Origin of the sequence: Streptomyces sp. CA-251247 (assembly GCF_050952975.1) — a bacterium.
GTDB classification, from domain to species: Bacteria; Actinomycetota; Actinomycetes; order Streptomycetales; family Streptomycetaceae; genus Streptomyces; species Streptomyces achmelvichensis.
Window position 1 is genome coordinate 3,538,011 of the sequence record NZ_CP191861.1, and the last position, 24,412, is coordinate 3,562,422.

Genomic DNA, 24,412 nt, shown 5'->3' on the forward strand with positions numbered 1-24,412 from the left:
CTGACGCCCCGCGCACCGGTGCCGCACCCCGGAGGCGCAGGTCCGGACGGTCGCCGCGCGTCTGGCTGCGGCGCCTCTGGGTGCCGGGGCGCGTCCGCTCTGCTGTGCTGGGTACATGACGTCCTCAGCCACCGGACCCGGCTTCGGGCCACTGCGCCGTATGACTCCCCGCAGTCGCGACGAGGAGCACCGCTCGGCCACCCCGCTCGAGCTCTTCTTCGATCTGTGTTTCGTCGTCGCCGTGGCCCAGGCGGGCCTTCAGCTCGTCCACGCCCTCGCCGAGGGCCACCCCGGCACCGGCGTCATCGGCTATGCCTACGTCTTCTTCGGCGTGTGGTGGGCCTGGATGAACTTCACGTGGTTCGCCTCGGCGTACGACTGCGACGACGTGCCCTACCGGATCGCCACGTTCCTCCAGATCGCCGGCGTCCTGGTCTACGCGGCCGGGGTGCCCCGGGCCTTCAACGACAACGACTGGACCGTCGCCGTCGTCGGCTACCTGATCATGCGCGCGGCCCTGACGACCCAGTGGCTGCGGGCAGCCCGGGCCGAGAGCGGCCCGGCCAGAAGGACGACGCTGACGTACGCGGCCAGCCTGGTGGTGTGCCAGGCGGGCTGGGTGGTGCTGCTGTTCGTGCCGGAGGACTGGAAGCGCTGGCTGTTCCTCGTCGTGGTCGTGGCCGAGCTGATGATCCCGATGATCGCCGAACGCAACCATCAGACGCCGTGGCACGCTCACCACATCAGCGAGCGGTACGGCCTGTTCACCCTGATCGTGCTGGGCGAGACGATGGCGGCCAGCACCGTCGCCGTGCAGTCCGCGCTGGACGAGAACGAGGCCCTCGGGAAACTGCTGCCCATCGCGGGCGGCGGGCTGCTGATCGTCTTCTCCGCCTGGTGGATCTACTTCGCCGTGCCGGCCCACGAACGACTGGTCTCCAACCGGCAGGCCATCCCCTGGGGCTACGGGCACCTCCTGATCTTCGGGTCGGCCGCCGCGATCGGTGCCGGCATCGAGGTGGCGGTCGAGCACGCGATCGGCAAGGCCCACATCAGCTCCTTCGCGGCGGCCGCGGCCGTCACCGTCCCGGCGGCGCTGTTCATGTTCATGGTCTGGCTGCTGCACGCGCGCTACTTCAAGCGCGGCAAGGCACAGCAGCTGGACCTGCCGGTGGGCGCGGCGGTGATCCTCGCCTGTACGTTCGCGGGTGACGCGGCCGTCCTGCTGGCGGGGCTGGCCGCGGCGGCCACGGTGACCGTGGGCGTGATCCTGAGCACCCAGCACCCGGACGCCTATCCCCGTGATACGCAAGGGACATGACCCAGTCAGCGGACAGGACCCGCCACGACGCACTGACGGATGTGGCCGGTCTGCGTGTCGGCCACGCACGCGTGGCGGGCGACGGCGCCCTCAGCGGCACCACCGTCGTCCTCGCTCCCGAAGGCGGGGCGATCGCGGCCGTCGACGTACGGGGAGGCGGCCCCGGTACACATGAGACGGACGCGCTCGACCCGCGCAATCTGGTTCAGCGGATCGACGCCGTGGTCCTGACCGGTGGCAGCGCCTTCGGGCTGGACTCGGCGGCCGGTGTGATGGCCTGGCTGGAGGAGCACGGGCGGGGCGTTCCGGTCGGCGGACCCGGCCGGGTCGTTCCGGTGGTGCCGGCCGCCTGCGTCTTCGACCTGGGCCGCGGCGGTGACTGGACGGCGCGGCCCGACGCGTCGACCGGACGGGCGGCCGTCGAGGAGGCTGCTCGCACCGAGACCGGCGCACCGGTCGTGACGGGCGGCGTCGGGGCGGGCACCGGCGCCGTGATCGGCGGCCTCAAGGGCGGCGTCGGCACGGCGAGTACGGTGCTCGGCTCGGGCATCACGGTCGCGGCCCTCGTGGTCGCGAACGCGGCGGGCTCGGCGGTCGATCCGCTCACCGGCGTGCTCTACGGGCAGTACATCGAGGGGCCGGTGCGGTATCCGGCGGCCGGGGTGCACGCGGCCGCGACCCGGCGGCTGGAGGAGGCGCGGGCGGCGGGCGGCCCACCACCGCTCAACACCACCCTGGCCGTCGTCGGCACCGACGCCGCCCTCACCCGCGCCCAGGCGCAGAAGCTCGCGGGCACCGCGCACGACGGCATCGCGCGCGCCGTCCGGCCGGTGCATCTCCTCAGCGACGGCGACACCGTCTTCACCCTCGCCACCGGTACGCTGCCGCTGGAGACGGCGAATCCCCTTGCGCTCAACGACGTTCTCGCGGCCGGCGCGGACGTGGTGACGCGGGCCATCGTGCAGGCGGTCCTCGCGGCACAGGGCATCGAGGGACCGGGCGGGGTCTTTCCCGCGTACCGGGAGCTGTACGACATCGGCCGACCTACGTGACATGACGGTCCGTCGAGTGCGGGGAACTTCACAATGAGCCCCTTCGTTTTCCCGAACGCAGGACACGTTGTCAGACCCAGGGGCTACGTTTAGCAACCACCAAGTGACTTGCGGCGACGGCCTGGAGACCCACCTTGAACGATCCGTACGAGACAACCGAGGCGCACCTCGAGCGACTCCTCGGTCGGGCGCTCAACTCCTTCGATCTGCCCGACGCGACGGTCGGGCGGCTCGACTCGGCGCTGGCTCACGCGAGTTCGCTGCACTCCTCGCACCACAGCGCGGTCCTGGACCGCGTGACGTACCGGCATGCGTATCTGCTCAGCGACGGCAGTTCGCTCGTCCTGTGGGAGCTCGTCCACAGCACCGGGCGGAGCGGCGCCGAGCAACACGAGCTCTACACCGAGGAGTCGGAGGCGCGGCTCGCCGCGTCCCGGCTGCCCTCGGGCTTCCCCGGGTTCGCCACGGCGGACGGCGATTCCGCTTCCGGGGCGGCCGGGCTGAGCTTCGGCGACCTGGGCGCGGACCTCGACGCCGACTTCGAGCTCCTCGCCGCCCTCATGACCGCACCCCCGGCCGCGCTCCCCCGGATGTACGTCCCGGACAACTCCGCGGACCACGCCCGCCGGGTCCTGCGCCGCGCCGAGAACAGCGACCGGCCGGGCGAGGAGACCGCGGGGCTGCTGCGCGTGGCGTTCGCGCACCACATCACGCAGGTCTTCGGCCGTCAGTACCGGGTGGACGGCAAGGACGCGGGCTTCACGCTGTACGAGCACGCGTTCCTGCTGCTCGACGGCACCGAGACGAGCCTGTGGGAGGTCGAGCACACGGCCACCCCGGACGGCCGCCACATGTGCGAGGTGTACGGATCGGAGCACACCGCGCGCGAAGCCATGGAGCTCCGCGCACGGGTGCGCTGACCGGACCTGTCGCCCAGGGTTTCGGCTCCGGCCGTCAGGCGGCGGCGAGGACCTTGGTCTCCTCTTCGGCCTGTGCGGGTGCCTGTTCCGGCTGCGCCTTACGGAGTCCCTTGAGCAGGACGACCGTCGCGGTGCTGACCAGCGTGCCGGCGACGATGGCGACGAGGTAGAGGAACGGGTTGCCGATCAGCGGCACCACGAAGATGCCGCCGTGCGGGGCGCGCAGCGTGCAGTCGAAGGCCATCGACAGTCCGCCGCTGACCGCGCCGCCCGCCATCGCCGCCGGGATCACCCGCAGCGGGTCGGCCGCGGCGAACGGGATCGCGCCCTCCGTGATGAACGAAGCGCCCAGCACCCAGGCGGCCTTGCCGTTCTCCCGCTCCGTCCTGGTGAACAGCCGCTTACGTACGACGGTGGCGAGGGCCATCGCCAGCGGCGGCACCATGCCGGCGGCCATCACGGCGGCCATGACCTTCAGCGAACCCTCGTTGGGGTTGGCCAGCCCGCCGACCGCGAAGGCGTAGGCGACCTTGTTCAGCGGACCGCCGAGGTCGAAGCACATCATCAGCCCGAGGATGACGCCCAGGATCACGGCGTTGGCGCCGGAGAGGCCGGACAGCCAGTCGGTGAGCGCCTTCTGGAGCTCGGCGATCGGCTTGCCGACGACCAGGAACATCAGGAAGCCGACGACCGCGGACGAGACGAGCGGGATCACGACGACGGGCATGATGCCGCGCAGTGGGGCGGGGATCGGGACGCGTTGGATGGCCATGACGGTCGCACCCGCCAGGAGACCGGCGATCAGGCCGCCGAGGAAGCCGGCGTTGATGGTGAGGGCGATCGCGCCGCCGACGAATCCGGGGACCAGACCGGGGCGGTCGGCCATGCCGTAGGCGATGTAGCCGGCCAGTACGGGCACCAGGAAGCTGAAGGCGAGCCCGCCGACCTGGAAGAGGAGCGCGGCCCAACTGGTGTGGTCGGTCCAGACGAAGTGCTCGGCGACGGACTTGGCGTCGGAGATCTCGTAGCCGCCGATGGCGAAGCCGAGGGCGATGAGGAGCCCGCCGGCGGCGACGAAGGGCACCATGTAACTGACGCCGCTCATCAGCCACTTGCGCAGCCGGGTGCCGTAGCCGTCGCCGGGGTCTCCGGCGGAGTCGGCGGGCGTGGCCGGGCCCGCCGTGCTGACCTCACCGCGTTCGGCCTTGCCACGCACCTCGTCGACGAGCGCCGCTGCCCTGCTGATGCCGGCCTTCACGCCGACGTCGACGGTGGGCTTCCCGGCGAATCGGGCCTTGTCCCGTACGGGCACGTCGTGGGCGAAGATGACACCGTCCGCGGCCCGCACGGTCTCGGGGTCGAGCCGGGTGAATCCGGCGGATCCCTGCGTCTCGACGTCGATGTGGACGCCTGCCGCCTCGGCCGCCTTCTGGAGCGATTCGGCGGCCATGTAAGTGTGGGCGATGCCGGTGGGGCAGGAGGTGACGGCGACGATCCGGAAGGGCGCGTCGTCGTCGCGGGCCGGTGGGGCCTCGTCGGCCGCGGGTGCGGCGTCCGCGGGTGCGGCCGGAGCCACCGCCTCTGCCGGTCCGGCAGCCGGCTCCGGTTCACCCGGCGAATCCGACTCGGCGGCCGGCCCAGCGTCCGTCGCCGGGGCCTCGCCGCGGATCAGGGAGGCCGCAGCGTCCGCGTCCGCCGTCGTCCTGAGCGCCGAGGTGAACGTCTCGTCCATCAGCCGGCGGGCCAGCGACGACAGGATCGTCAGATGCGCGTCGTCCGCGCCCGCCGGGGCCGCTATCAGGAAGATCAGGTCCGCCGGGCCGTCCGGAGCACCGAAGTCGACACCCGCGGCACTGCGGCCGAACGCCAGCGTCGGCTCCGTGACATGCGCGCTGCGGCAGTGCGGGATGCCGATGCCGCCGTCCAGGCCGGTCGGCATCTGCGCCTCGCGCGCGGCCACGTCCCCGAGGAATCCCTCGAGGTCCGTGACCCGGCCGAGTGCCACCATCCGTTCGGCCAGCGAGCGGGCCGCGGCCTCCTTCGTCGTCGCGGCCAGGTCGAGGTCGACCAGGTCCGCGGTGATCATCTCGCTCATCGCGGGCTCCCTTGCTCGGTGAGTACTCGGTCCAGAGGGATGTCCGCCGTCACCCTGACGGCGGAGGGGTCGAGATCGGCCGGGGTCGGCATCACGCTGCCGGGCAGTTGCACGGCAGCGGCGCCGTGTGCGATCGCGGCGGCCAGTGCGTCCGGCCCCTCGCCGCCCGCCGCGAGGAATCCGGCGAGCGACGCGTCGCCCGCGCCGACGTTGCTGCGGACGGCGGCCACGGACGCGTGACCGAACCAGGTGCCCGCGGCGCACGACAGCAGTTGGCCGTCGCCGCCGAGGCTTGCCAGCACCGCCCGCGCCCCCAGCTCCCGCAGCTCCTCGGCCGCCTTGACCGCATCGCCGACGGTGGCGAGGGGGCGGTCGACGGCCTGCGCGAGTTCGTCGGCGTTGGGCTTGACGACGTCGGGGTGCGAGCGCAGCGCCGCGAGCAGGGAGGGGCCCGAGGTGTCGAGAGCCACCCGGGCGCCGGCGGCGTGCGCGCGGGTGACCAACTCGGCGTACCACTCGGGTGCGAGGCCCCTCGGCAGACTGCCGCAGCAGGCGATCCACAACGCCGACACGGAGTGCGCCGTGGTCATGGACAGGAGTGACTCGGCCTCCGCGGCGGACAGTTCGGGACCAGGCGCGTTGATCTTGGTGAGGGTGCCGTCCGGTTCGGCGAGCGCGATGTTGGAACGCGTCCCGCCGGTGACCGGGACCGCGGCGACCTCGATGCCCTGCCCGGCGAGCAGTTCCGCGACGAGCGCACCGGGCGCCCCGCCGAGCGGCATGACGGCGACCGTACGGTGACCCGCGGCCGCGACGGCCCGCGACACGTTGACGCCCTTGCCGCCCGGGTCCATCCGCTCGGCGGTGGCGCGCAGCACCTCGCCACGGTCCAGCGCCGGGACCTCGTACGTACGGTCCAGCGACGGGTTCGGGGTGACGGTGAGAATCATGCGCGGACGACTTCCGTGCCTGCGGCCTCGATCGCCGCGGCGTCCTTCGGGGCGAGCCCGCTGTCGGTGATGAGCAGGTCGACGTCGGCGAGGTCGCCGAAGCGGGCGAAGTGCTCCTCGCCGTGCTTGGCCGAGTCCGCGAGCAGCACCACACGCCGGGCCGCGGAGACCATCGCGCGCTTCACGGAGGCCTCTGCCAGATCCGGGGTGGTGAGGCCGTGTTCCGCGGAGAAGCCGTTGGCGCCGAGGAAGACGACATCGGCGCGGACCTCTCCGTACGCCCGGAGCGCCCAGGCGTCGACCGCCGCGCGCGTACGGTGCCGGACCCTGCCGCCGACCAGGTGGAGGTCGATCCCGGGATGGTCCGCGAGCCGGGCGGCCACCGGCAGGGCGTGGGTGACGACGGTGAGGGAGCACTCCAGCGGGAAGACTCCGGCGAGGCGTCCCACGGAGGAGCCGGCGTCGAGGATCACGCTGCCGTCGGTGGGGAGTTCGGCGAGGGCCGCCTGTGCGATGCGGTCCTTCTCGTCGGCCGCCGTCGACTCGCGCTCGGACAGATCGGGCTCGAAGTCGAGCCGCCCGGCCGGGATGGCGCCGCCGTGCACACGGCGCACGAGCCCCGCCCGGTCGAGGGCCTTGAGGTCGCGCCGGATGGTCTCGGCGGTGACCTGGAACTCCTCGGCGAGAGAGAGCACGTCGACTCGGCCGCCGTCGCGGGCGAGACGCAGGATCTCCTGCTGACGCTCCGGTGCGTACATGTGGTTTTACATCCGCTCCATGCCCGACCCTGTGGTTTTGAGGGGAGAGTACGCCTGGATTTCAGCAATGTAAACAGATACGGGCGCCGGACGGACACGTTCGGGCTTGCGGTGTGCGCCCGAGGTCGGGTCGGCTGACGGAGTGGCGCGGGCAGCGGAAAGGCCCGGCCCGGGATCTCGTCCCCGGCCGGGCCCTTCCGTCGGTTCTGTTTGAGGGTTCTGTCCGCGGCTCAGTGCGTCAGTACGGGCTCCCGCTCCGCCGCGGCCTCGCCGCCCGCTTCCGCGCCCTCCAGATGCTGCTTCGGCCGCGAGGGCAATGCGAACATCACCAGGAAGATCAGACCCAGCACGCCGACGGCCCACCACAGCGAGTTCTGGAACGCCTCGCCGAACGCCTTGCCCACCGCGCTCGGCGCGATCCTGTCGTCGATCGAGCCGAAGAAGACCACCGAGACCAGTCCGAGCCCCAGCGCGTTGCCCATCTGCATCGTCGTGTTGATCAGCCCGGACGCCGAACCGGCGTGCTCATGCGGCACATCGGAGAGCACCGCGTCCGTCAGCGGCGCCACGATCAGGCCCATGCCGAGCCCCATCACGACGAGCGGCAGCATCATCTGCCAGGAGTGGATCGCCGTGCCGTACCGCCCGGCCTCCCAGATGTAGAGCAGCATTCCCGCGGCCATGGTGACCGCGCCCGCCTGGAGCACCTTGCGTCCGAAGCGCGGCACCAGCTTCTGCACGGAGATTCCGGCCGCCGCCGACACCGCGATCGAGAACGGGACACCGGTCAGACCCGCCCGCAGCGGGCTCCAGCCCAGGCCGATCTGCATGTAGAGCGTCCAGACCAGGAAGAAGACTCCACAGACGATGCCGAACGTGAGCTGCACGGCGATACCGGCCGCGAAACTCTTCACCCGGAACAGCGACAGCTCGACCAGCGGCGAACCGTCCCTGCGCGTCTTGTGCTTCTCGTACGCCACGAACGCGCCGAACACCAACAGGCTGCCGGCCATGCACAGATGACCCCACAGCGGCCAGCCCAGCTCACGGCCGCGGGTCAGCGGGTAGATCAGCATCAGCAGGCCGAGCGTCACGAGCACGACGCCGATCAGGTCGAGCCGCAGCGCCTTCGGGGCACGGGACTCGGTGATGTACTTGCGGCCGAGGATCAGGCCGGCGATGCCGACGGGCAGGTTGATCAGGAAGATCGGCCGCCATTCGAGGCCGAACAGGTTCCACTGGGTCAGCAGTGCGCCGAGCAACGGGCCGGAGACCGCGCCGAGACCGATGACCGCGCCGAACATCCCGAAGACCTTGCCGCGTTCGTGTGCCGGGAAGGTGGCGTGGATGATCGCCAGGACCTGCGGCACCATCAGGGCCGCGGTCGCGCCCTGAAGGAGGCGCGAGGCCACCAGCATCTCCTCGTTCGCCGCGAACCCGCAGAGGGCGGAAGCGAGCGTGAAGCCGGTGATGCCGATGAGGAAGAGCCGCTTGCGGCCGTAGATGTCGCCGAGCCGGCCACCCGTGATCAGACCGGCGGCGAAGGCGAGCGCGTATCCGGCGGTGATCCACTGGATCGCGCCGAACGACGCTCCGAGGTCGCGCTCGATGCTGGGGATCGCGATGTTGACGATCGTGACGTCGACCAGATCCATGAAGGCCGCGGTCATGACGATGGCGAGCGCGATCCAGCGCCTTCGGTCCGAAGCCGTAGCGGGTACGGCGGGCTGTGAACTCATAGGAAGAAAGTTAGAGGTGATATAGGTCAGCTCATGTCCTAGATGCGAGGCATCCTGAAAGACATGACGGACACTCCGGCACGACTGCTGAATCTGCTCTCCCTCCTCCAGACTCCGCGCGAGTGGCCGGGCAGCGAGCTCGCCGAGCGCCTCGCCGTGAGCCCGCGGACGATCCGGCGGGACATCGACCGGCTCCGGGATCTGGGGTATCCGGTCGAGGCGACGATGGGCGCGGTCGGGGGGTACCGGCTGGTGGCGGGCGCCGCGATGCCGCCGCTGCTCCTCGACGACGAGGAGGCGGTCGCCATCGCGGTGGGGCTGCGGGCCGGTGCGGGCCATGCGATCGAAGGCATCGAGGAGGCGTCCGTACGGGCGCTGGCCAAACTGGAACAGGTGCTGCCGTCGCGACTGCGACACCGCGTCACGACGCTCCAGGCCGCGACGGTTCCGCTGACGCGGGGTGACGGCGCGACGATCGACCCGCAGACCCTGACCGTGATCGCGGGGGCGGCGAGCGGGCGGGAGCGGCTGCGGTTCGGCTACCGGGCGGGCGACGGCACGGAGACGAAGCGGCTGGTGGAGCCGTACCGCCTGGTCTCGACGGGGCGCCGGTGGTACCTGGTGGCGTACGACGGGGGGCGGGAGGACTGGCGGACGTTCCGGGTCGACCGGGTCTCGGAGCCGTTCGCGACGGGGGCGAGGTTCGAGCCGAGGGAACTGCCGACGGGGAGCGCGGAGGCACTGCTGGGAGCGACGATGTCGCGGCAGCCGGAGCTGGAGGTGGACGTGAGCTTCGATGCGCCGGCGGAGTTCGTGGTGGCGAGGCTGCCGGAGTCACTGGGCTCGCCGGTACCGACGCCGGGGGGCGGGTGCCGGCTGCGGACGCGATCGGTGGACTCGGTGGAGTGGCTGGCGCTGCGACTGGCGCTGGTGGACTGCGAATTCAGGGTGCATGGGCCGGGGGTGCTGGTGGAGTACGTGACGGATCTGGGGAGGCGGTTGGTGAGGGCGTCGGGGTGAGGGATTTTGGGCGGGGCCCGGGGTGCTTGGGGTTCGGGCCCTTGTGCGGCGTCGGGTCCTGGGGGCAGGCCCCGGGCGCTTGAGCCTTGGGCCCTTGTCCGGCGCCGGGTCCCGGGGCAGGGCCCGGGGTGCTTGGGGTTCGGGCCCTTGTGCGGCGTCGGGTGCTTGGGGCAGGGCCCGGGGTGCTTGGGGCAGGGCCCGGGGTGCTTGAGCCTCAGGCCCTTGTCCGGCGACGGGTCCCGGGGGCAGGCCCCGGGCGCTTGAGCCTTGGGCCCTTGTCCGGCGCCGGGTCCCGGGGCAGGGCCCGGGGTGCTTGGGGTTCGGGCCCTTGTGCGGGGTCGGGTGCTTGGGGCGGGGCCCCGGGCGCTTGAGCCTCGGGCCCTTGTCCGGCGACGGGTGCCGGGGGCAGGGGCGGGTGCTTGAGCCTCAGGCCCTTGTCCGGCGTCGGGTCCGGGGGCCCTCCGGGCTCGACTCCTCGGGGTCGGCGGCATACAGCTGCGATGCAACGAGTACCCGGGTCCTGCCGCCGATCCCCTGCGGGGACGACCCTGCACGCCCCCTCCCGAGCGGTCGAGCACGCGACCCGTTGATGCCCACCCGGAAGCGAACCCGAGCCGTTCGGGGGCAGTGCGATAGGACGCGGCGCGAAGCTGCCGCAGGCGGGGGCGTGGGGCGCAGCCCCACCAACCCGCACCGAGCAGATGCGGGAAGCGCCCAGGGCCGAGCGCGGCGGCGCGAAGCCGCCAAAGCCGAGGGGCCGTGGGACGTCGTCCCACATGAGCCCCTTCCCCCCACCGCTACCAGCAAGGTGCAGCCACCTCCGCTTTGAGCGGAGTGCGCGGGCGCAGCCCGCGAAGGCTCTCTCCCGCCGCACCCAACTGGTGCGGTCAGCCCCGCGGCGCGAAGCTGCCGTCCGTGGGGCGTGGGGCCAACAGCCCCACATCCCGCCTCTTCCCCCCACCCGCACCGACCAGGTGCAGCCGCCCCGTATGGAGCGAAGTCGCGGCCGCCGCGGGCAAGGGGCGTGGGGCGCAGCCCCGCGAAGACTCTTCTGCCGCTCCGAACAGGTACGGTCAGCCCCCGCGGCGCGAAGCCGCCGCAGGCAAGGGGCGTGGGGCCAACCGCCCCGCGAAATCCCGCACCGGCCCCGCAAACCCTCCGCCGGACAGACGAGGACCCCGACACCGGGGGGGAGGGTGCCGGGGTCCGTACAGGGGGCGGATGTCCGCCGAGGGTCAGGCCGCCGCGTCGAAGCCCGTGTCGCGCGCCATCCGCTTCAGTTCGAGCAGCGCGTGCTTCTCGATCTGGCGGATCCTTTCGCGCGTCAGGCCGTGCTCCTTGCCGACCTCCGTCAGCGTCCGCTCGCGGCCGTCCTCGATGCCGTACCGCATGCGGATGATCGACGCCGTACGGTTGTCGAGCTTGCCGATCAGGTCTTCCAGCTCCTCGCTGCGCAGCAGCGTGAGCACCGACTGCTCCGGTGAGACCGCCGACGTGTCCTCCAGGAGGTCGCCGAACTGCGTCTCGCCCGCGTCGTCCACCGCCATGTTGAGGCTGACCGGGTCGCGTGCCCAGTCGAGTACGTCGGAGACGCGCTCGGGCGTGGAGTCGAGCTCCTTCGCGATCTCCGTGGCCTCGGGCTCACGGCCGTTCTCCCTGTTGAACTCGCGCTGCACCCTGCGGATGCGGCCGAGCTCCTCCACCAGGTGGACGGGGAGACGGATCGTGCGGGACTGGTCGGCTATGGAGCGGGTGATGGCCTGGCGGATCCACCACGTCGCGTACGTGGAGAACTTGAAGCCCTTCGCGTAGTCGAACTTCTCGACCGCGCGCACCAGGCCGGCGTTCCCCTCCTGGATCAGGTCGAGCAGGGGCAGTCCGCTGCGGGGGTAGCGACGGGCGACAGCCACGACGAGCCTGAGGTTGGAGCGGATGAAGACGTCCTTGGCGCGCTCGCCCTCGGCCACCAGTGCCTCGAGCTCCTCGCGCGTGGCTCCGTCGGCTTCGCTCTCCACCTCTTTGTCGAGGATCTGCTGGGCGTACACACCCGCCTCGATGGTCTGGGACAGCTCGACCTCCTTGGCGGCGTCGAGCAGCGGCGTACGCGCGATCTCGTCGAGGTACATGCCGACCAGGTCGCGGTCGGCGATCTCCCCGCCTGCGCGAACGCTGCTTGCCCGGCCTGTCCCACTGGTCTCGGACTGACGGCGGGCGACGGCACGGGTTGCCATGCGAGCTCCCTTACTGAGTAGGTCGCGACACCCTCTCGGGTGCCCTGCATCCGAAGGAAACAACGACTGGAATCCGGACAGAATTCCCCGGGGCTGCGTCGATTTCTGTGATCTTGCAGTACCCTGTCCGGCCACCACCGGAGGACGAATGCCGCAGGGACGTACAGAAGTGCAGGTCAGGCCCGGGAGGGAGGCCGATCTCGTGGCCCTCACCGAGCTTTACAACCACTACATCCGTGAGACGGCCGTCACATTCGACACCGCCGCGTTCACCCCCGAGCAGCGCCGCCCCTGGTTGCGCTCCCACCCTGAAGACGGCCCGCACCGTCTTCTGGTTGCTCGCGATGCCCGGAATGCCGGGACGCCTCCCGGGGAAAGCCTGCTCGGTTACGCCACCAGTAGTCCCCTGCGCCCCAAGCCCGCGTACTCCACGTCGGTCGAGGTGAGCGTCTACTGCGCGCCCGAAGCCGCCGGCCGCGGCATCGGCACGCTGCTCTACACGGCACTCTTCGAGGCGCTCGCCGGTGAGGATCTGCACCGGGCGTACGCCGGGATCGCCCTGCCGAACGAGGCCTCGGCCCGGCTGCACGCCCGTTTCGGCTTCCGTCATCTCGGGACGTACGAGCAGGTGGGCCGGAAGTTCGACCGGTACTGGGATGTCGCCTGGTACGAGAAGAAGCTGGGGCCTGAGGACTAGGTCGCCGGACCGTTACGCCGCCGGAGCGCCGACCCTAGGGTCCCGTTCATGGACACCACGGGCGACACCACCGGCACCCTCGGAGACACCACCGGCACCCTCGACGAAGCACTGGAACGGCTCCACTCGTCCGGCCCCGAGCGCAACGGCTGGCTGAGCAATCACGGCCCGATGGCCGTCGAGGCGCTGGTGCGGCACGGCTGGTCGTCGTCCGTGCACCGCTGGCTCGACCACTACGGCAGCAAGCTGGAGGACATGCCGGAGCCGAGCACCCCGGTGACGGCGTCCGACTGGCGGGAGGCTCTCGGCGATCCGCGCCGCATCGCCGACTGGGCCGTGTACTTCGAGCGCGAGACCGCCGAACGCCCCTGGCGGGACGTACTGGCCGAGTGGTGGCCGCGGTTGCTGCCCGGCATCGCGGGCGGAGCCACCCATCCGGCGATCCGGGTGGGCCACGCCGTACGCACCTTGCTCACCGGAGAGGAGACCGGGCCGCGGGTGACCGAGCTGGCGCACGCTCTCGGCTACTGGGCCGCCCGGCATCTGCCGCTGCCCGAGCTGCGCACCCTGCGTCCGGAGGCCACCGCGGCGGCCGCGCTCGACGCCGTTCCGGCCGTGCCCGATCAGAGCGGCGGCATCCTGGACCGGCTCGGCCGGCTGACCGCCTTTCCTGCCTGGCCCGGCGCCACGGCCGATCCGGAAGCGGCCCGTGCGCAGCTCGTCGAGCTCGTCACCGCCGCCACCCATCGCTACGCGAGTCACGGGCACGGCGAGCCCGTCATGCTGGTGCACGCGGCGACCGCGCCCAATGCCGTTCTGCGCACCCTGCCGGCGCTCCCCCGCGAGCTGTGGGTGCCGAGCCTCGGGGCCGCGTGGGCGGCGAGTGCCGCGGTCACGGCCGCGTACACACCGGCCGAGGCCGCCCCGTACCGCCCCACGACGGCGAGCGCGGAGGAGATCTTCGAGCGGGCCGCCGCGCACGGCGACGATCACACGATCAAGTTCACCGACACCGCCCTGGACATCGGTGATCCGATCGCCCTGGCCGCCGCCGTCCGTTCGATCGAGCTCAACGAGCCCTTCCTCTGAGGCGGCCCTCCGGGCGACCGGCCGGCAGGGCTCAGCCGAACTGCACGGAGCGCTTCGCCAGGCCCATCCAGAACCCGTCGATCACACTCCGCCCGGTCGCGAGATCACCCTCGGACGCTCCGAGAGTGACGAAGAGCGGGGCGAAGTGCTCGGTGCGCGGATGGGCGAGCTTCCCCGCCGGGGACTTGTGCTCGAAGTCCAGCAGCGCGTCCACATCGGCGGCCGCCAGTGCCCGCTGACCCCAGTCGTCGAACTCCGCCGACCAGCCGGGGATTCCGCCCTGCCGCAGCGCCGCCAGATTGTGCGTGAAGAACCCGCTGCCGACGATCAGCACGCCCTCGTCCCGCAGCGGCGCCAGCCTGCGGCCGATCTCCATCAGCTTCCGGGGGTCGAGGGTGGGCATGGAGATCTGGAGGACGGGGATGTCGGCACCCGGGAACATCTCCACCAGCGGCACGTACGCGCCGTGGTCGAGTCCGCGGTCCGGGATGTCCTGCACGGGCATCCCGGCGGTGCGGAGCATCTTGCGTACGGACTCGGCGAGCGCGGGAGCGCCCGGCGCGTCGTACCGCACCTGGTAGTAGTGCTCGGGGAAGCCCCAGAAGTCGTACACCAGAGGCACGGACTCGGTCGCGCCGAGCGCGAGCGGGGCCTCCTCCCAGTGGGCGGAGACCATCAGGATCGCGCGCGGGCGCGGCAGACCGGCGGACCATGCGGCGAGCTCGCCGGGCCACACGGGGTCGTCGGCCAGCGGCGGGGCGCCGTGCGAGAGATAGAGGGCGGGCATCCGCTCCGTGTCAGGCGTGGCGTTCATGAGGCGACTCCCGATCTGCTTGAAGTTTCAAGCTACACCACAGCTTAAGTCCACATTGTTCAAGTTTCAAGAACTGAGTCGTAGAGTGGAATAGTGGAATACATGAACACGGCATCCACCGGTGACGGCGAGAGCGAACCGCGCTGGCTCAGCGACGACGAACAGCGCGTCTGGCGCGCCTATTTGCACGCCACCATGCTGTTCGAGGACCACCTCGACCGCCAGTTGCAGCGGGACGCCGGTATGCCGCACGTCTACTACGGCCTCCTCGTCCAGCTCTCCCAGTCCCCGCACCGCCGCAAGCGGATGACGGAGCTGGCCATCGGCGCCAAGATCACGCGCTCCCGGCTCTCGCACGCCATCGCGCGGCTGGAGAAGAACGGCTGGGTGCGCCGCGAGGACTGCCCCTCCGACAAGCGCGGCCAGAACGCCGTCCTGACGGATGCCGGCTTCGAGGTTCTGAAGGCGGCCGCACCCGCCCATGTCGAGGCGGTGCGCCAGGCCCTGTTCGACCGGCTCACCCCCGAACAGGTGGGCCAGCTGGGCGAGATCATGCGGATCATGTCCGACGCGCTCCAGCCGCAGGAGTCCGGCGCGGACCTCCCCTGGCTGCGCTGATCCGCGTACGCCGCCGACCCGGTACGCGCACAGGGAAAAGCCGGCACGCAGCTCGCCGTCCACCGCACGCGAAGGGCCCTGCCCGGGTTCACCCCGGGCAGGGCCCTTGTCGTACGACTTCTTCGCGTGGGTCAGTGCGCGACCACGGGGATCCTGACCTCGTCCTCGACACCGTCACCCGAGGCGGCGGTGACCGAACCGGCGTCCGGACGCCCGGTGTTGATCAGCGTGAAGGCGATGGCCGCGGCCGCCACCAGGATGCCGACCGCCCACCAGATCGCGGACGAGAAGCCGTGCACCAGGCCCTGCATCTCCAGGAGCTTCGGGTTGGCCGCTCCCGCCGCGTGCGAGGCGATGTACGAGCTGGTGGCCGAGGCGGCGATGGTGTTCAGCAGCGCCGTACCGATCGCGCCGCCGACCTGCTGCGAGGTGTTGACCATCGCGGAGGCGACACCGGCGTCGGCCGGATTCACACCGTGCGTGGCCAGGGACATGGCCGGCATGAACGCCGTACCCATACCGAGGCCCAGCATCAGCTGCGCCGGCAGGATCAGACCGGCGTACGAGCTGTCGATCTCCAGCTGCGTCAGCAGCAGCATGCCGAGCGCGGCGAGGACGAAGCCGGGGCCCATCAGCAGCCGCGGAGCCACCCGGGTCATCAGACGGGCACCGATCTGCGTCGAGCCCGCGATCATGCCCGCGATCATCGGCAGGAAGGCGAAGCCGGTCATGACCGGCGAGTAGCCCTTCACGACCTGGAGGTAGAAGGTCAGGAAGAGGAACAGGCCGAACATCGCGATGATGGCGAGACCGAGCGACAGGTAGACACCGCCGCGGTTGCGCTCCGTCAGGACACGCAGCGGCAGCAGCGGGGCCTTGACCTTGGCCTCGGTGACGACGAACGCCGCGAGCAGCACCGCGGAGGCCACGAACATGCCCACGGTCAGACCGTCGGACCAGCCGGCGGACTCGGCGCGGGTGAAGCCGTACACCAGAGCCACGAGGCCCAGCGTGGACAGGACGACACCGGGGATGTCGAGCGAGGAGCGGTTGCGGGAGCCCGCGGGCTCACGGATCACGAAGTACGCGCCGACAGCGGCGACGATCGCGAACGGGATGTTGACGAAGAAGGTCCAGCGCCAGTTCAGGTACTCGGTGAGGAAGCCGCCGAGAATCAGGCCGACGGCACCGCCACCACCGGCGATCGCGCCGTAGATGCCGAACGCCTTGGCACGCTCCTTGGCGTCGGTGAACATCACCGCCAGCAGGGAGAGCGCGGCCGGCGCGAGCAGTGCGCCGAAGGCACCCTGCAGTGCGCGGGAGCCGAGCAGCATCGCCTCGCCGGTGGCCGCGCCACCGAGCGCGGAGGCCGCGGCGAAACCGAGCAGGCCGACGACGAAGGTGCGCTTACGGCCCCACAGGTCGGCGATACGGCCACCGAAGAGGAGCAGTCCGCCGAAGGCAAGGGCGTAGGCCGTGATGACCCACTGGCGGTTTCCGTCGGAGATTCCCAGGTCCTGCTGGGCGGTGGGCAGCGCGATGTTCACGATCGTCGCGTCGAGCACCACCATCAGCTGGGCGAGGGCGATGAAGACCAGAGCTTTCCAGCGCTTCGGGTCGGCAAGGGATATGTCGGGTGTTTTTGGCATGGGAAGGGCCACCTATGGGTGCGAAGAAGTCATAACGGACGTGGTCAATGCCCCCGTGCACGAGCCGTCGTGTACGAGTCGAAGCCGTCGTGCGTGTCAGTCGAAGCCGGTCGGAGTCGTCGTCTGATCGTCTGGTCGTCTGTGAGACGTGAGGCGGGCGCGCGATGCATCGGGCGGGCACCGGGCTTCGGACGCGGTCCGGGCGATCTCCCCCCGGCGCCGGACCCGACCTCACTGTCGTGCCCCGCGTCCCTACTGCCTCACGAACTCCGGTGTGTCACTGCGTCATTGGGTCATTGCGTGGTTCGCAGGTCCTCCATGGTCGCCGCCTTGCCGGGCAGTTCGGAGCGAGCGGGTGCTTCGAGTCCGTCCAGAAAGAGCTGCAGATGGCGGTGGACGTAGCGGTCGATGCCCAGGCATCCGATGCCCGGCAGCGGCCGCGTGAGCTGGGAGAGGGCCACCATCAGATCGCCGACGGCGACATCGGTACGCATCCGGCCCGCCGACTGCGCCCGCTCGATGAGCCCCAGTACGGACTCCTCGAGACGTTCGCGTCCGGCGTGCAGATCCGGGTGGTCCTGGTCGAACCCGCCGGCGAGCATCGGGCACAGGGCGCCGATGCGTTCGTCGGCTGCCGCGTGGACGAACCGGCGCACGGCGGCGAAGGGATCCTCCTCCTCCGCCACGGCCTGGTCGACGCGGTCGCACGTACGGGACATGACGGAGATGACGACCTCTCGGACAAGTCCGGAGCGGTCGGGGAAGTGTCGGTAGAGGGTGGCGTTGCCGACGCCCGCGCGGCGGGCGATGTCATCGAGCGGGACATCGGCCCCGAACTCCACGAGCATTTCGCGCGCTGCCGACACGATCCGCTCCCGGTTCCGCAGGGCGTCCGCCCTCGGCCGGGGGGTGCGGCGCGTTTCGGTTTCCACGGCGGGGGTCACAACTCCACCTCTCAGGCGTCTGTCTCGTATCGAGCTCGGGTCCACCGGTCGTATCCGCCTCACAGCACTGCGTAAGCGGGGACCGCTTCCCCGTTTCGCGGGGACAGACATGCAAACGGGGAAACGATCCCCGGTTATTTCCCGACCTTGATGTGACCTGCGTCACATTCGAGCAGAGGCTTCGGAAGTCCCACGATCGGCCCACCCGGCGAGCGGCTGCGCACCGGCCGTCACAGGCTGATCGCACAGAGCGCAGCCAGGGCCCGGCCTGCTGCCGTGGGCCCGAAGGCGATTTGCATGCAGCACACGCGCCACCGGATACGCAGGACCGGCCGATCCCGCCGCCTCGGCGGACTCGCCGCCCTCGCGGCCCTCGCGCTCGCCGCCCTGACCACGGCCAGTGCCACGCTCCCCGCCCCCACCAAGGCGTCGGCGGGACCGGTGGCGACAGCCGACGAGACCGGGCTCGGACCGTGCCGCATCCCCACGACGCTCGGCATCCAGATGTCGGAAGGCATACCGACTCCGCCCGGCTACTCCCCCTCCACCGGTGAGATCCGCGCCCTCAACCTGATGATCGACTTCTCGGACGCCGTCGGTGAGGGGCGGGCCGTCGACCGGCTCGCCGAGTTCTTCCCCCAGACCTCCGACTGGTTCAGGACCAGCTCGTACGGCCGCCTCAGCTACACCCCGCACGCGCCGGTGCCCGAGTGGCTGCGGATGCCGATGCCGTTCGCCGCGTACGGGATAGAGCGCGGCTCGCCCTACGAGCCGGGCTATCGCAACCTCGTCGAGGACATCGTCGCGGCGGCCGACCCGAAGGTGGACTTCAGCGCGTACGACCTGGTCAACATACTGGTCACGCCCAACGCCGGGCCCTCGGCGCTGGACACCGTGCTCTCCGTGACCTTCTCCGGGAACCACGACGCCCCGGTCGCCGACGGCGTGCCGCTCGCCAACACGTCCTTCGTCTACAGCCGGCAGGACGACGGCTCCGGCTCGTACGCCGAGACCGGCTACCGGGTCCTCCCCCACGAGAACGGCCATGTCTTCGGGCTGCCCGACCTCTACACCTCCGAGGGCGGCGGCTCCGTGGGCCACTGGGACATCATGAGCGAGGACTGGGGGGCCAACAACGACCTGCTCGGCTGGCACAAATGGAAGCTGGGCTGGCTGGACTCGCACCAGATCGGGTGCGCCTCCACCCCGGGCACGACGGAGTACTCACTGACCCCGCTGGCCACCGCCGGCGGCGCGAAGATGGCGATCGTGCCGATCAGCGAGGACACGGGCTACGCCGTCGAGGTCCGGACGCGGGCCGGCAACGACGAGGCCGTGTGCGCACCGGGCGTCCTGATCTACCGCGTCCACACCGGCGTGGACACCGGGCAGGGTCCGGTGACCGTCGCGGACAGCAGCCGGGACAGCGGGGGCTGCACCCGGCGCCCCAATGTGCACTCGGAGCTCTCCGACGCTCCGTACCAGCCCGGGGAGTCCTTCGTGGACAAGAAGAACGGCATCAGGATCTCGGTGATCCGCGCGGACAGCGGCGATGTGCACAAGGTGCGCGTCACCCGCTCCTGACGTGCCGCCCCCTGAACCTGCCGGGCGACCTGACCTGCCGGGCGCCCTCACCTGCCGCACGCGCTGAACCTGCCGGGCGACCTGAACCTGCCCGGCGCACCCTGGGCAGCTCACGTGGCCCCGCGCACGTACTCCTCCACCGGGCCGCGCAGTTCCCGCTTGAGGATCTTGCCCGTCGGATTGCGCGGCACGGGCTCCTCCCGCAGCAGCACATGCGCCGGCACCTTGAACGCGGACAGCTCCTTGCCGACATGCTCCTTCAGCTCGTCGACGGTGACCGTCACCCCAGGGCTCAGCTGGACGACGGCGGCGACCTCCTCACCGAGCACCGGATGCGGAACGCCCAGGACGGCGGCGTCGGCGACACCCGGATGGGAGTGCAAGGCCGCCTCCACCTCGACGCAGTACACGTTCTCGCCGCCGCGGATCACCATGTCCTTGATGCGGTCGACGATGCTGACCCGCCCGTCCCGCACGGTCGCGAGGTCCCCCGTCCGGAACCAGCCGTCGCGGAAGGCGGCGGCGGTCGCCTGCTCGTCGCGCCAGTACCCGCGGACGAGGGACTGACCGCGCAGCCACAGTTCACCGACCTCCCCCTCGGGCAGCGCCTCCCCGGCCGGCCCGGCGATCCGCACCTCGGTGGCGGGCGAGGGCCGGCCCACGCTGCAGGGGTGCTCGCGGTAGGCGTCACCGAAGTTGGCGAGCACGCCGCCGCTGGTCTCGGTCAGGCCGTAGCCGCTGCGCGGCTCGACGCGCCGCCCGTGGCGGGCGGTCAGCCGCGTGAGGAGATCGGGCGGCGCGGCGGCCCCGCCGGTGCTGAGATTCGAGAGCGTTTCCAGCGCCGCGCCCGTCCGCTCGGCGGCCTCCAGCAGCTGAAGCGCCGTGGTCGGCACGCCGGAGTAGTGCGTGACCCGGTGCTCCTCGATGAGCGCCAGCGCCCGCTCGGCATCCCACTTCCGCATCAGCACGAGTGTGCCGCCGACGCCCATCGTGGAGTACAGCGTGGTGAACGCGGCGACATGGAAGAACGGAAAGGTCATCAGCGTGACCGGAGCCGGCGCCTGCCCGGGCATGGCGCCGCGCGCGAGGGCGGCGGCACTGGCATGAAACCGCGGATGCAGCGCGGCCCCGGCCTGCGCGAGCTGCGTGGCCACGGCACCCTTGGGCCGCCCGGTGGTCCCGGAGGTGTAGATGATGGTGGCATCGTCCTCGGCCCGCACCTCGACGGCGGGCGGCGCGGTGAGGGGGTCGGGCGTCCCGAAGTCCTCGTACCGCTCGACACCTTGGGGCACCGGGTCCCCGTCACGGAACCCACCGTGGAAGACGACGACGCGCGCCCCGGCCGTCTTGCGCCAGGCATCCACACGCGGCAGCCGCTCACCGTCGACGAGCAGCACCCGCGGGGTGCAGTCGTCGAGGGCGTACGCCAACTCCTCCTCGGTCCACCAGGCGTTGAGGGGTACGGCGACAAGCCCGGCCAACTGCGTTGCCCAGAAGGCGGTCTGCCACTCGGGATGATTCCGCATGGCCACGGCGGCACGGTCCCCGGGCCGCAGCCCGTACTCGTCGACGAACCGCCCGGCGAGGGCGGAGGCGCGGGCGAAGAACTCGCGGTACGTATAGACGGCCCGCTCCCCGACGAGGAAGGGCCGGTCCCCGTACGCCCAGGTCGCCTCGACGACCTCCCGCAGACTCCGCGGCCCATCGGCGTACAGCAGCCCGCCGTCCTCCCCCCGCACGACGGCAAAGGGGGCGCCGGGGGCGCTGAGGATCTCTTCCGGCTGCGGCACGGTCGCACCTCTCTAAGCGCTCGCTCAGTACGAGCGCGACGCTATGCGCAGCGGGGAGGCAGGTCAAGACGAGTCGGTGTACACCACACGCAACACCGCATCAACCGCCTCGGCCGGGGATCGACCACCCGCTACACTGTCCCCGCAGCGCCTTCGTAGCTCAGGGGATAGAGCACCGCTCTCCTAAAGCGGGTGTCGCAGGTTCGAATCCTGCCGGGGGCACCAGCACAAAGAGCACCTACTGAATTCAGTAGGTGCTCTTTGCCATCCAGGTCCGACATCAACGGCGGCGTACGGCGGCGGTCACTCACGGCCGGGCCGCCTCGCCGAGGTCGGTCGGTCCGCCGACGCATGATCGGATCGGACCGCAACGGTCGGGCACGGCAGGGGCTCCGCCGGGCAGGGTTGACCTCGAAAGGAGGTCTCGTGATCTCGGCACTCAACCAGCTTGTCGATCTCGTCGAGGAACACCTCGCCGAGGAGTTCGACATCCATGGACTGGCCGGACGGCTCGGCACGACCGAGTACCACTTGCGCCGGATGTTCTCGTCGTTGGCCGGCATGCCGCTGTCGGAGTACGTGCGCCGGCGCCGCATGACCCTCGCCGCTGCCGATGTCGTCCGGGGTGAGGGCGACTTGCTGAGCATCGCCGTCCGGTACGGGTACGGCTCGACCGAGGCGTTCGGACGCGCGTTCCGCGCAGTCCACGGCACCGGCCCCGGTGACGTGCGCCGCGACGGAGGCCCCCTTCGCACACAACCACAGCTCAGGTTCCGCCTGACCGTCGAAGGGAGCACCCCCATGGACACCCGCCTCGTCGAACGCCCCGCGTTCCGGCTCGTCGGACACGCAGCCCGGGTCCCGCTCATCCACCAGGGCATCAACCCGCACATCCAGCAGCACATCACCGCACTGCCGCAGGAGGAGCACCTCCGGCTGAAGGCGCTCAGCGACACCGACCCGGGCGGCCTGCTTCAGGTCTGCGACGACCTCGACCCGGACAGCACGGAGGGGAGCGAACTGACCTACCTGCACGGGGTCGCCGTCTCACGGGACACACCGGCGCCCGACGACCTCGACGCCATCGAGGTACCGGCCGGCAAGTGGGCGGTCTTCCGTACCGCCGGACCTCATCCGCAGGCCCTGCAGACCACGTGGGCCGCGACCGCGACCGAGTGGTTCCCCTCCAACCCGTGGCGTCTGCGGCCAGGCCCCTCGCTCGTCGCGATCCTCGAGCGCGCGGACGACTTCAGCTCCGCGACCTGCGAACTGTGGCTGCCCGTCGAACCCGCATGAGGCGACGATCGCGAACTCCCTGAAGCGGGTCTCGCAGGTTCGATTCCTGCCGGGTGCGCACCCGCCGTACCGGTTTCGTCGGCTAGGCCCAGGTGAAGGGACTCCTCACCTGGGCCCTGGCCATGTCCGAGCGCGAAGTGCTCCGCCGGCGGGGTGAGGCGTTACGGCCCCTCAGTCCGGCCGACCGTCAGCCGGCAGCGGAACCCGACGGAGAGCCGGAAGGCGTCGCCGAGTCGTCGTCCAGGAACTCCCGGATCGCGAAGCCCACCAGCACGATCACCGTCGTCCACACCACCACCATCGTGGTCGGGTAGCTCCAGGTGAACAGGACGATCACGGCGACCAGCAGGATCGCGGCCCCGATCCACCGCTTGAAGCGGTGCACGAACCTGCCGACCGCGCCCAGGCGCAGGCCCGCCGACGCCGCAACACCCCGTAGAGCACCGATGCTTCTGGTGCATCCCGCACGGATGTAGACCGCGATCCGGGACGGACCGCAGAGGAAGGCGCCCGCGGCGGTGATGAGGGCGACGGCGCCCAGCGCCCGTACACCGGCGCGCAGGAATTTGATCAGAGCGTCGTACACCGTGCCGGCGGCAGCCTGGGACACCTCCGGGGGCAGATGGTCGAGGTACACGTCGCGGAAGACGGTGAGCGCGATTCCGAGCAACAGCATGGCCGCGAACACCGCCAGCCCGGCGCCGATCAGCGCGTGGCGCCGCTTGGTGGCGGTGTACACCCCCGCGGCGGCGACCAGCAGGGCGATGAAGGGCAACCAGGCGCCCATGATCTGGAGCACCCTCAGGTAGGTCTTCACCTTGCCGAGGTCGTCCGACTGGAACACCACGAAGTCGGTGTGGACATCCGGGATCTTCGCGGCCACCCCGAGACCTGCGTCGACCAGCCGCTCCTTGACCTTGGCCACCAGCGGTCCCACGTCGATGGCCACCTGGTTGCCCTTCAGGGAGACCGCGCTGTCGCTGCTGCCCGTCAAAGCCTTGTCCAGAGCGCTGTGGACCGAGCGGTTCGCGTCGACCCAGACGGTCTCGAAGGCGCTGCTGCTGACGACCCGCTCCGTGGTGCCACTGATCAGCTGCTCCAGACCGTTCCTGATCGGTTTCTCCAGGTTGCCGACCAACTGGGCTGCCCGCGGCGGGACCCCCCGCTCCGATACGGCGTCCTCCAGCTCCCTGACCAACCCGTCCACGTTGATCCGGGCCAGCACCTCGTCGGTGACCCGGTTGGTGACCGCCTGCTGCACATCCGGATCGGAAGCCAGCGGCCCCACCGTCGCGACGTAGCGGTCCGTGTCCCGCACGATGCTGTTCGCCCAGACCGCGACGACGGCCAGCACCGACAACAGGGCAGCGAAGAGGATCAGCAGGACCGAGCCCGTGGTCCGCCACGGGTGCCCCGCCGCCTGCGGGCGCGCACTCCCCTCCAGGGCTCCCAACCGGTGCCGGAGCTCGTCGATTTCGCTGCGCTCCCGGTTCGAGCCCGGCTCACCGCCTGGGTTGCTCATGGGTCCAGAAGATCCGCGCGGCGCCCGGCGCGCGACCCGGGTGGTCCCGACGGGTGAGTCGCACCGGAGCGCGACCGCAGCCGTCCGAGGCAGCAATGCGATGGGGAACGCGAAAAAGGCAGGGGGTGGCGCCGCGAGCGGCGAATTCAGGGAGAACGACGCATCAGGCGTGTGAGTCTCGCGCGGACGTGAACCGAAAGGACGGCATCAGCGGACGTGGGGTGCACGAAAGCCAGGGGGCCATTCACTGAGTCAGGGGGACATTCACTGCTCGGCGGACCCCGAGAGGATCGCCGTCCTCCTCAAGCGGGACAGGGCACTGA

Annotated in this window: 19 protein-coding genes and 1 tRNA gene; 10 read left to right on the forward strand and 10 right to left on the reverse strand. The window is 71.0% G+C overall.

Annotation, left to right across the window (positions count from 1 at the left end; genetic code table 11):
* Window positions 1-115 precede the first annotated feature (115 nt).
* The 3 genes from ACQPWZ_RS15450 to ACQPWZ_RS15460 all read left to right on the forward strand — a co-directional run bounded on the left by ACQPWZ_RS15450 (window position 116) and on the right by ACQPWZ_RS15460 (window position 3,293).
* Window positions 116-1,321: a low temperature requirement protein A gene (locus tag ACQPWZ_RS15450; protein WP_340473641.1), complete on the forward strand. Its 1,206-nt coding sequence runs from the start codon at window positions 116-118 to the stop codon at window positions 1,319-1,321.
* Window positions 1,318-2,373, forward strand: coding sequence for a P1 family peptidase (locus ACQPWZ_RS15455; RefSeq protein ID WP_433571625.1), 1,056 nt, complete (start codon window positions 1,318-1,320; stop codon window positions 2,371-2,373). The genes ACQPWZ_RS15450 and ACQPWZ_RS15455 overlap by 4 nt, the downstream gene beginning before the upstream one ends.
* 134 nt (window positions 2,374-2,507) lie before the next feature.
* A complete protein-coding gene (locus ACQPWZ_RS15460) occupies window positions 2,508-3,293 on the forward strand; it encodes a DUF6227 family protein (RefSeq protein WP_433571626.1) in 786 nt (261 codons plus the stop codon).
* 34 nt (window positions 3,294-3,327) lie between these two features.
* Here ACQPWZ_RS15460 and ACQPWZ_RS15465 read toward each other — a convergent pair whose 3' ends face one another.
* From ACQPWZ_RS15465 to ACQPWZ_RS15480, 4 genes are all read right to left on the reverse strand, one after another.
* Entirely contained in the window at window positions 3,328-5,388 is a 2,061-nt protein-coding gene (locus ACQPWZ_RS15465) for a PTS fructose transporter subunit IIABC (protein ID WP_433571627.1), read from the reverse strand.
* Window positions 5,385-6,338: a 1-phosphofructokinase gene (pfkB, locus tag ACQPWZ_RS15470; protein ID WP_433571628.1), complete on the reverse strand. Its 954-nt coding sequence runs from the start codon at window positions 6,336-6,338 to the stop codon at window positions 5,385-5,387. Before pfkB ends, ACQPWZ_RS15465 begins: the two co-directional genes overlap by 4 nt.
* Entirely contained in the window at window positions 6,335-7,096 is a 762-nt protein-coding gene (locus ACQPWZ_RS15475; protein WP_340473646.1) for a DeoR/GlpR family DNA-binding transcription regulator, read from the reverse strand. Before ACQPWZ_RS15475 ends, pfkB begins: the two co-directional genes overlap by 4 nt.
* A 230-nt stretch (window positions 7,097-7,326) precedes the next feature.
* Window positions 7,327-8,835 carry an MFS transporter gene (locus ACQPWZ_RS15480; RefSeq protein WP_405570438.1) on the reverse strand — a complete coding sequence of 503 codons (1,509 nt, stop codon included), beginning with the start codon at window positions 8,833-8,835 and terminating at the stop codon, window positions 7,327-7,329.
* 63 nt (window positions 8,836-8,898) lie between these two features.
* On the opposite strand from ACQPWZ_RS15480, the gene ACQPWZ_RS15485 reads away from it, so the two are divergent.
* Window positions 8,899-9,855 carry a helix-turn-helix transcriptional regulator gene (locus ACQPWZ_RS15485; protein WP_340473648.1) on the forward strand — a complete coding sequence of 319 codons (957 nt, stop codon included), beginning with the start codon at window positions 8,899-8,901 and terminating at the stop codon, window positions 9,853-9,855.
* Between the two features lie 1,235 nt (window positions 9,856-11,090).
* Here ACQPWZ_RS15485 and ACQPWZ_RS15490 read toward each other — a convergent pair.
* Window positions 11,091-12,086, reverse strand: a complete 996-nt coding sequence (locus tag ACQPWZ_RS15490; RefSeq protein WP_340473649.1) for a sigma-70 family RNA polymerase sigma factor — start codon at window positions 12,084-12,086, stop codon at window positions 11,091-11,093.
* Window positions 12,087-12,234: 148 nt separating this feature from the next.
* On the opposite strand from ACQPWZ_RS15490, the gene ACQPWZ_RS15495 reads away from it, so the two are divergent.
* Together ACQPWZ_RS15495 and ACQPWZ_RS15500 are read left to right on the forward strand one after the other, a co-directional pair.
* The gene (locus tag ACQPWZ_RS15495) at window positions 12,235-12,783 is read left to right on the forward strand and encodes a GNAT family N-acetyltransferase (RefSeq protein WP_356705729.1); all 549 of its coding nucleotides are present in this window, start codon (window positions 12,235-12,237) and stop codon (window positions 12,781-12,783) included.
* Between the two features lie 48 nt (window positions 12,784-12,831).
* Window positions 12,832-13,872 (forward strand): questin oxidase family protein, encoded by a 1,041-nt coding sequence (locus ACQPWZ_RS15500; protein ID WP_433571629.1) that lies wholly within the window; start codon window positions 12,832-12,834, stop codon window positions 13,870-13,872.
* 31 nt (window positions 13,873-13,903) lie between these two features.
* Here ACQPWZ_RS15500 and ACQPWZ_RS15505 read toward each other — a convergent pair whose 3' ends face one another.
* The gene (locus ACQPWZ_RS15505) at window positions 13,904-14,659 is read right to left on the reverse strand and encodes a dioxygenase family protein (protein WP_405575897.1); all 756 of its coding nucleotides are present in this window, start codon (window positions 14,657-14,659) and stop codon (window positions 13,904-13,906) included.
* Between the two features lie 120 nt (window positions 14,660-14,779).
* Here ACQPWZ_RS15505 and ACQPWZ_RS15510 point away from each other — a divergent pair, with 120 nt between their 5' ends.
* The gene (locus ACQPWZ_RS15510) at window positions 14,780-15,304 is read left to right on the forward strand and encodes a MarR family winged helix-turn-helix transcriptional regulator (protein WP_340473653.1); all 525 of its coding nucleotides are present in this window, start codon (window positions 14,780-14,782) and stop codon (window positions 15,302-15,304) included.
* 131 nt (window positions 15,305-15,435) lie between these two features.
* Here ACQPWZ_RS15510 and ACQPWZ_RS15515 read toward each other — a convergent pair whose 3' ends face one another.
* Together ACQPWZ_RS15515 and ACQPWZ_RS15520 are read right to left on the reverse strand one after the other, a co-directional pair.
* Window positions 15,436-16,953 (reverse strand): MFS transporter, encoded by a 1,518-nt coding sequence (locus ACQPWZ_RS15515; protein WP_356705732.1) that lies wholly within the window; start codon window positions 16,951-16,953, stop codon window positions 15,436-15,438.
* 293 nt (window positions 16,954-17,246) lie between these two features.
* Window positions 17,247-17,897 (reverse strand): TetR/AcrR family transcriptional regulator, encoded by a 651-nt coding sequence (locus ACQPWZ_RS15520; RefSeq protein ID WP_340473655.1) that lies wholly within the window; start codon window positions 17,895-17,897, stop codon window positions 17,247-17,249.
* Between the two features lie 297 nt (window positions 17,898-18,194).
* On the opposite strand from ACQPWZ_RS15520, the gene ACQPWZ_RS15525 reads away from it, so the two are divergent.
* Complete coding sequence (locus ACQPWZ_RS15525; protein ID WP_433571630.1) at window positions 18,195-19,481, forward strand: M6 family metalloprotease domain-containing protein; 1,287 nt, start codon at window positions 18,195-18,197, stop codon at window positions 19,479-19,481.
* Between the two features lie 110 nt (window positions 19,482-19,591).
* Here ACQPWZ_RS15525 and ACQPWZ_RS15530 read toward each other — a convergent pair whose 3' ends face one another.
* On the reverse strand, window positions 19,592-21,271 hold the full coding sequence (locus ACQPWZ_RS15530; protein ID WP_433571631.1) for a class I adenylate-forming enzyme family protein: 1,680 nt from the start codon (window positions 21,269-21,271) through the stop codon (window positions 19,592-19,594).
* 149 nt (window positions 21,272-21,420) lie between these two features.
* On the opposite strand from ACQPWZ_RS15530, the gene ACQPWZ_RS15535 reads away from it, so the two are divergent.
* Window positions 21,421-21,496, forward strand: a tRNA-Arg gene (locus ACQPWZ_RS15535).
* A gap of 201 nt (window positions 21,497-21,697) precedes the next feature.
* Window positions 21,698-22,567 (forward strand): AraC family transcriptional regulator, encoded by an 870-nt coding sequence (locus tag ACQPWZ_RS15540; protein WP_356705735.1) that lies wholly within the window; start codon window positions 21,698-21,700, stop codon window positions 22,565-22,567.
* A gap of 187 nt (window positions 22,568-22,754) precedes the next feature.
* Here the strand turns inward: ACQPWZ_RS15540 and ACQPWZ_RS15545 are convergent, their stop codons facing one another.
* Window positions 22,755-24,089: a hypothetical protein gene (locus ACQPWZ_RS15545; RefSeq protein ID WP_433571632.1), complete on the reverse strand. Its 1,335-nt coding sequence runs from the start codon at window positions 24,087-24,089 to the stop codon at window positions 22,755-22,757.
* Between the last annotated feature and the right edge of the window lie 323 nt (window positions 24,090-24,412).

Bases quoted from the DNA above. Each gene is read 5' to 3' on its own strand.
- ACQPWZ_RS15485 (WP_340473648.1), top strand. From the start codon at position 8,899: ATGACGGACACTCCGGCACGACTGCTGAATCTGCTCTCCCTCCTCCAG.
- ACQPWZ_RS15525 (WP_433571630.1), top strand. From the start codon at position 18,195: ATGCAGCACACGCGCCACCGGATACGCAGGACCGGCCGATCCCGCCGC.
- ACQPWZ_RS15495 (WP_356705729.1), top strand. From the start codon at position 12,235: ATGCCGCAGGGACGTACAGAAGTGCAGGTCAGGCCCGGGAGGGAGGCC.
- ACQPWZ_RS15545 (WP_433571632.1), bottom strand. From the start codon at position 24,089: ATGAGCAACCCAGGCGGTGAGCCGGGCTCGAACCGGGAGCGCAGCGAA.
- ACQPWZ_RS15475 (WP_340473646.1), bottom strand. From the start codon at position 7,096: ATGTACGCACCGGAGCGTCAGCAGGAGATCCTGCGTCTCGCCCGCGAC.
- pfkB (WP_433571628.1), bottom strand. From the start codon at position 6,338: ATGATTCTCACCGTCACCCCGAACCCGTCGCTGGACCGTACGTACGAG.
- ACQPWZ_RS15455 (WP_433571625.1), top strand. From the start codon at position 1,318: ATGACCCAGTCAGCGGACAGGACCCGCCACGACGCACTGACGGATGTG.
- ACQPWZ_RS15515 (WP_356705732.1), bottom strand. From the start codon at position 16,953: ATGCCAAAAACACCCGACATATCCCTTGCCGACCCGAAGCGCTGGAAA.
- ACQPWZ_RS15490 (WP_340473649.1), bottom strand. From the start codon at position 12,086: ATGGCAACCCGTGCCGTCGCCCGCCGTCAGTCCGAGACCAGTGGGACA.
- ACQPWZ_RS15450 (WP_340473641.1), top strand. From the start codon at position 116: ATGACGTCCTCAGCCACCGGACCCGGCTTCGGGCCACTGCGCCGTATG.
- ACQPWZ_RS15500 (WP_433571629.1), top strand. From the start codon at position 12,832: ATGGACACCACGGGCGACACCACCGGCACCCTCGGAGACACCACCGGC.
- ACQPWZ_RS15480 (WP_405570438.1), bottom strand. From the start codon at position 8,835: ATGAGTTCACAGCCCGCCGTACCCGCTACGGCTTCGGACCGAAGGCGC.
- ACQPWZ_RS15505 (WP_405575897.1), bottom strand. From the start codon at position 14,659: ATGCCCGCCCTCTATCTCTCGCACGGCGCCCCGCCGCTGGCCGACGAC.
- ACQPWZ_RS15465 (WP_433571627.1), bottom strand. From the start codon at position 5,388: ATGAGCGAGATGATCACCGCGGACCTGGTCGACCTCGACCTGGCCGCG.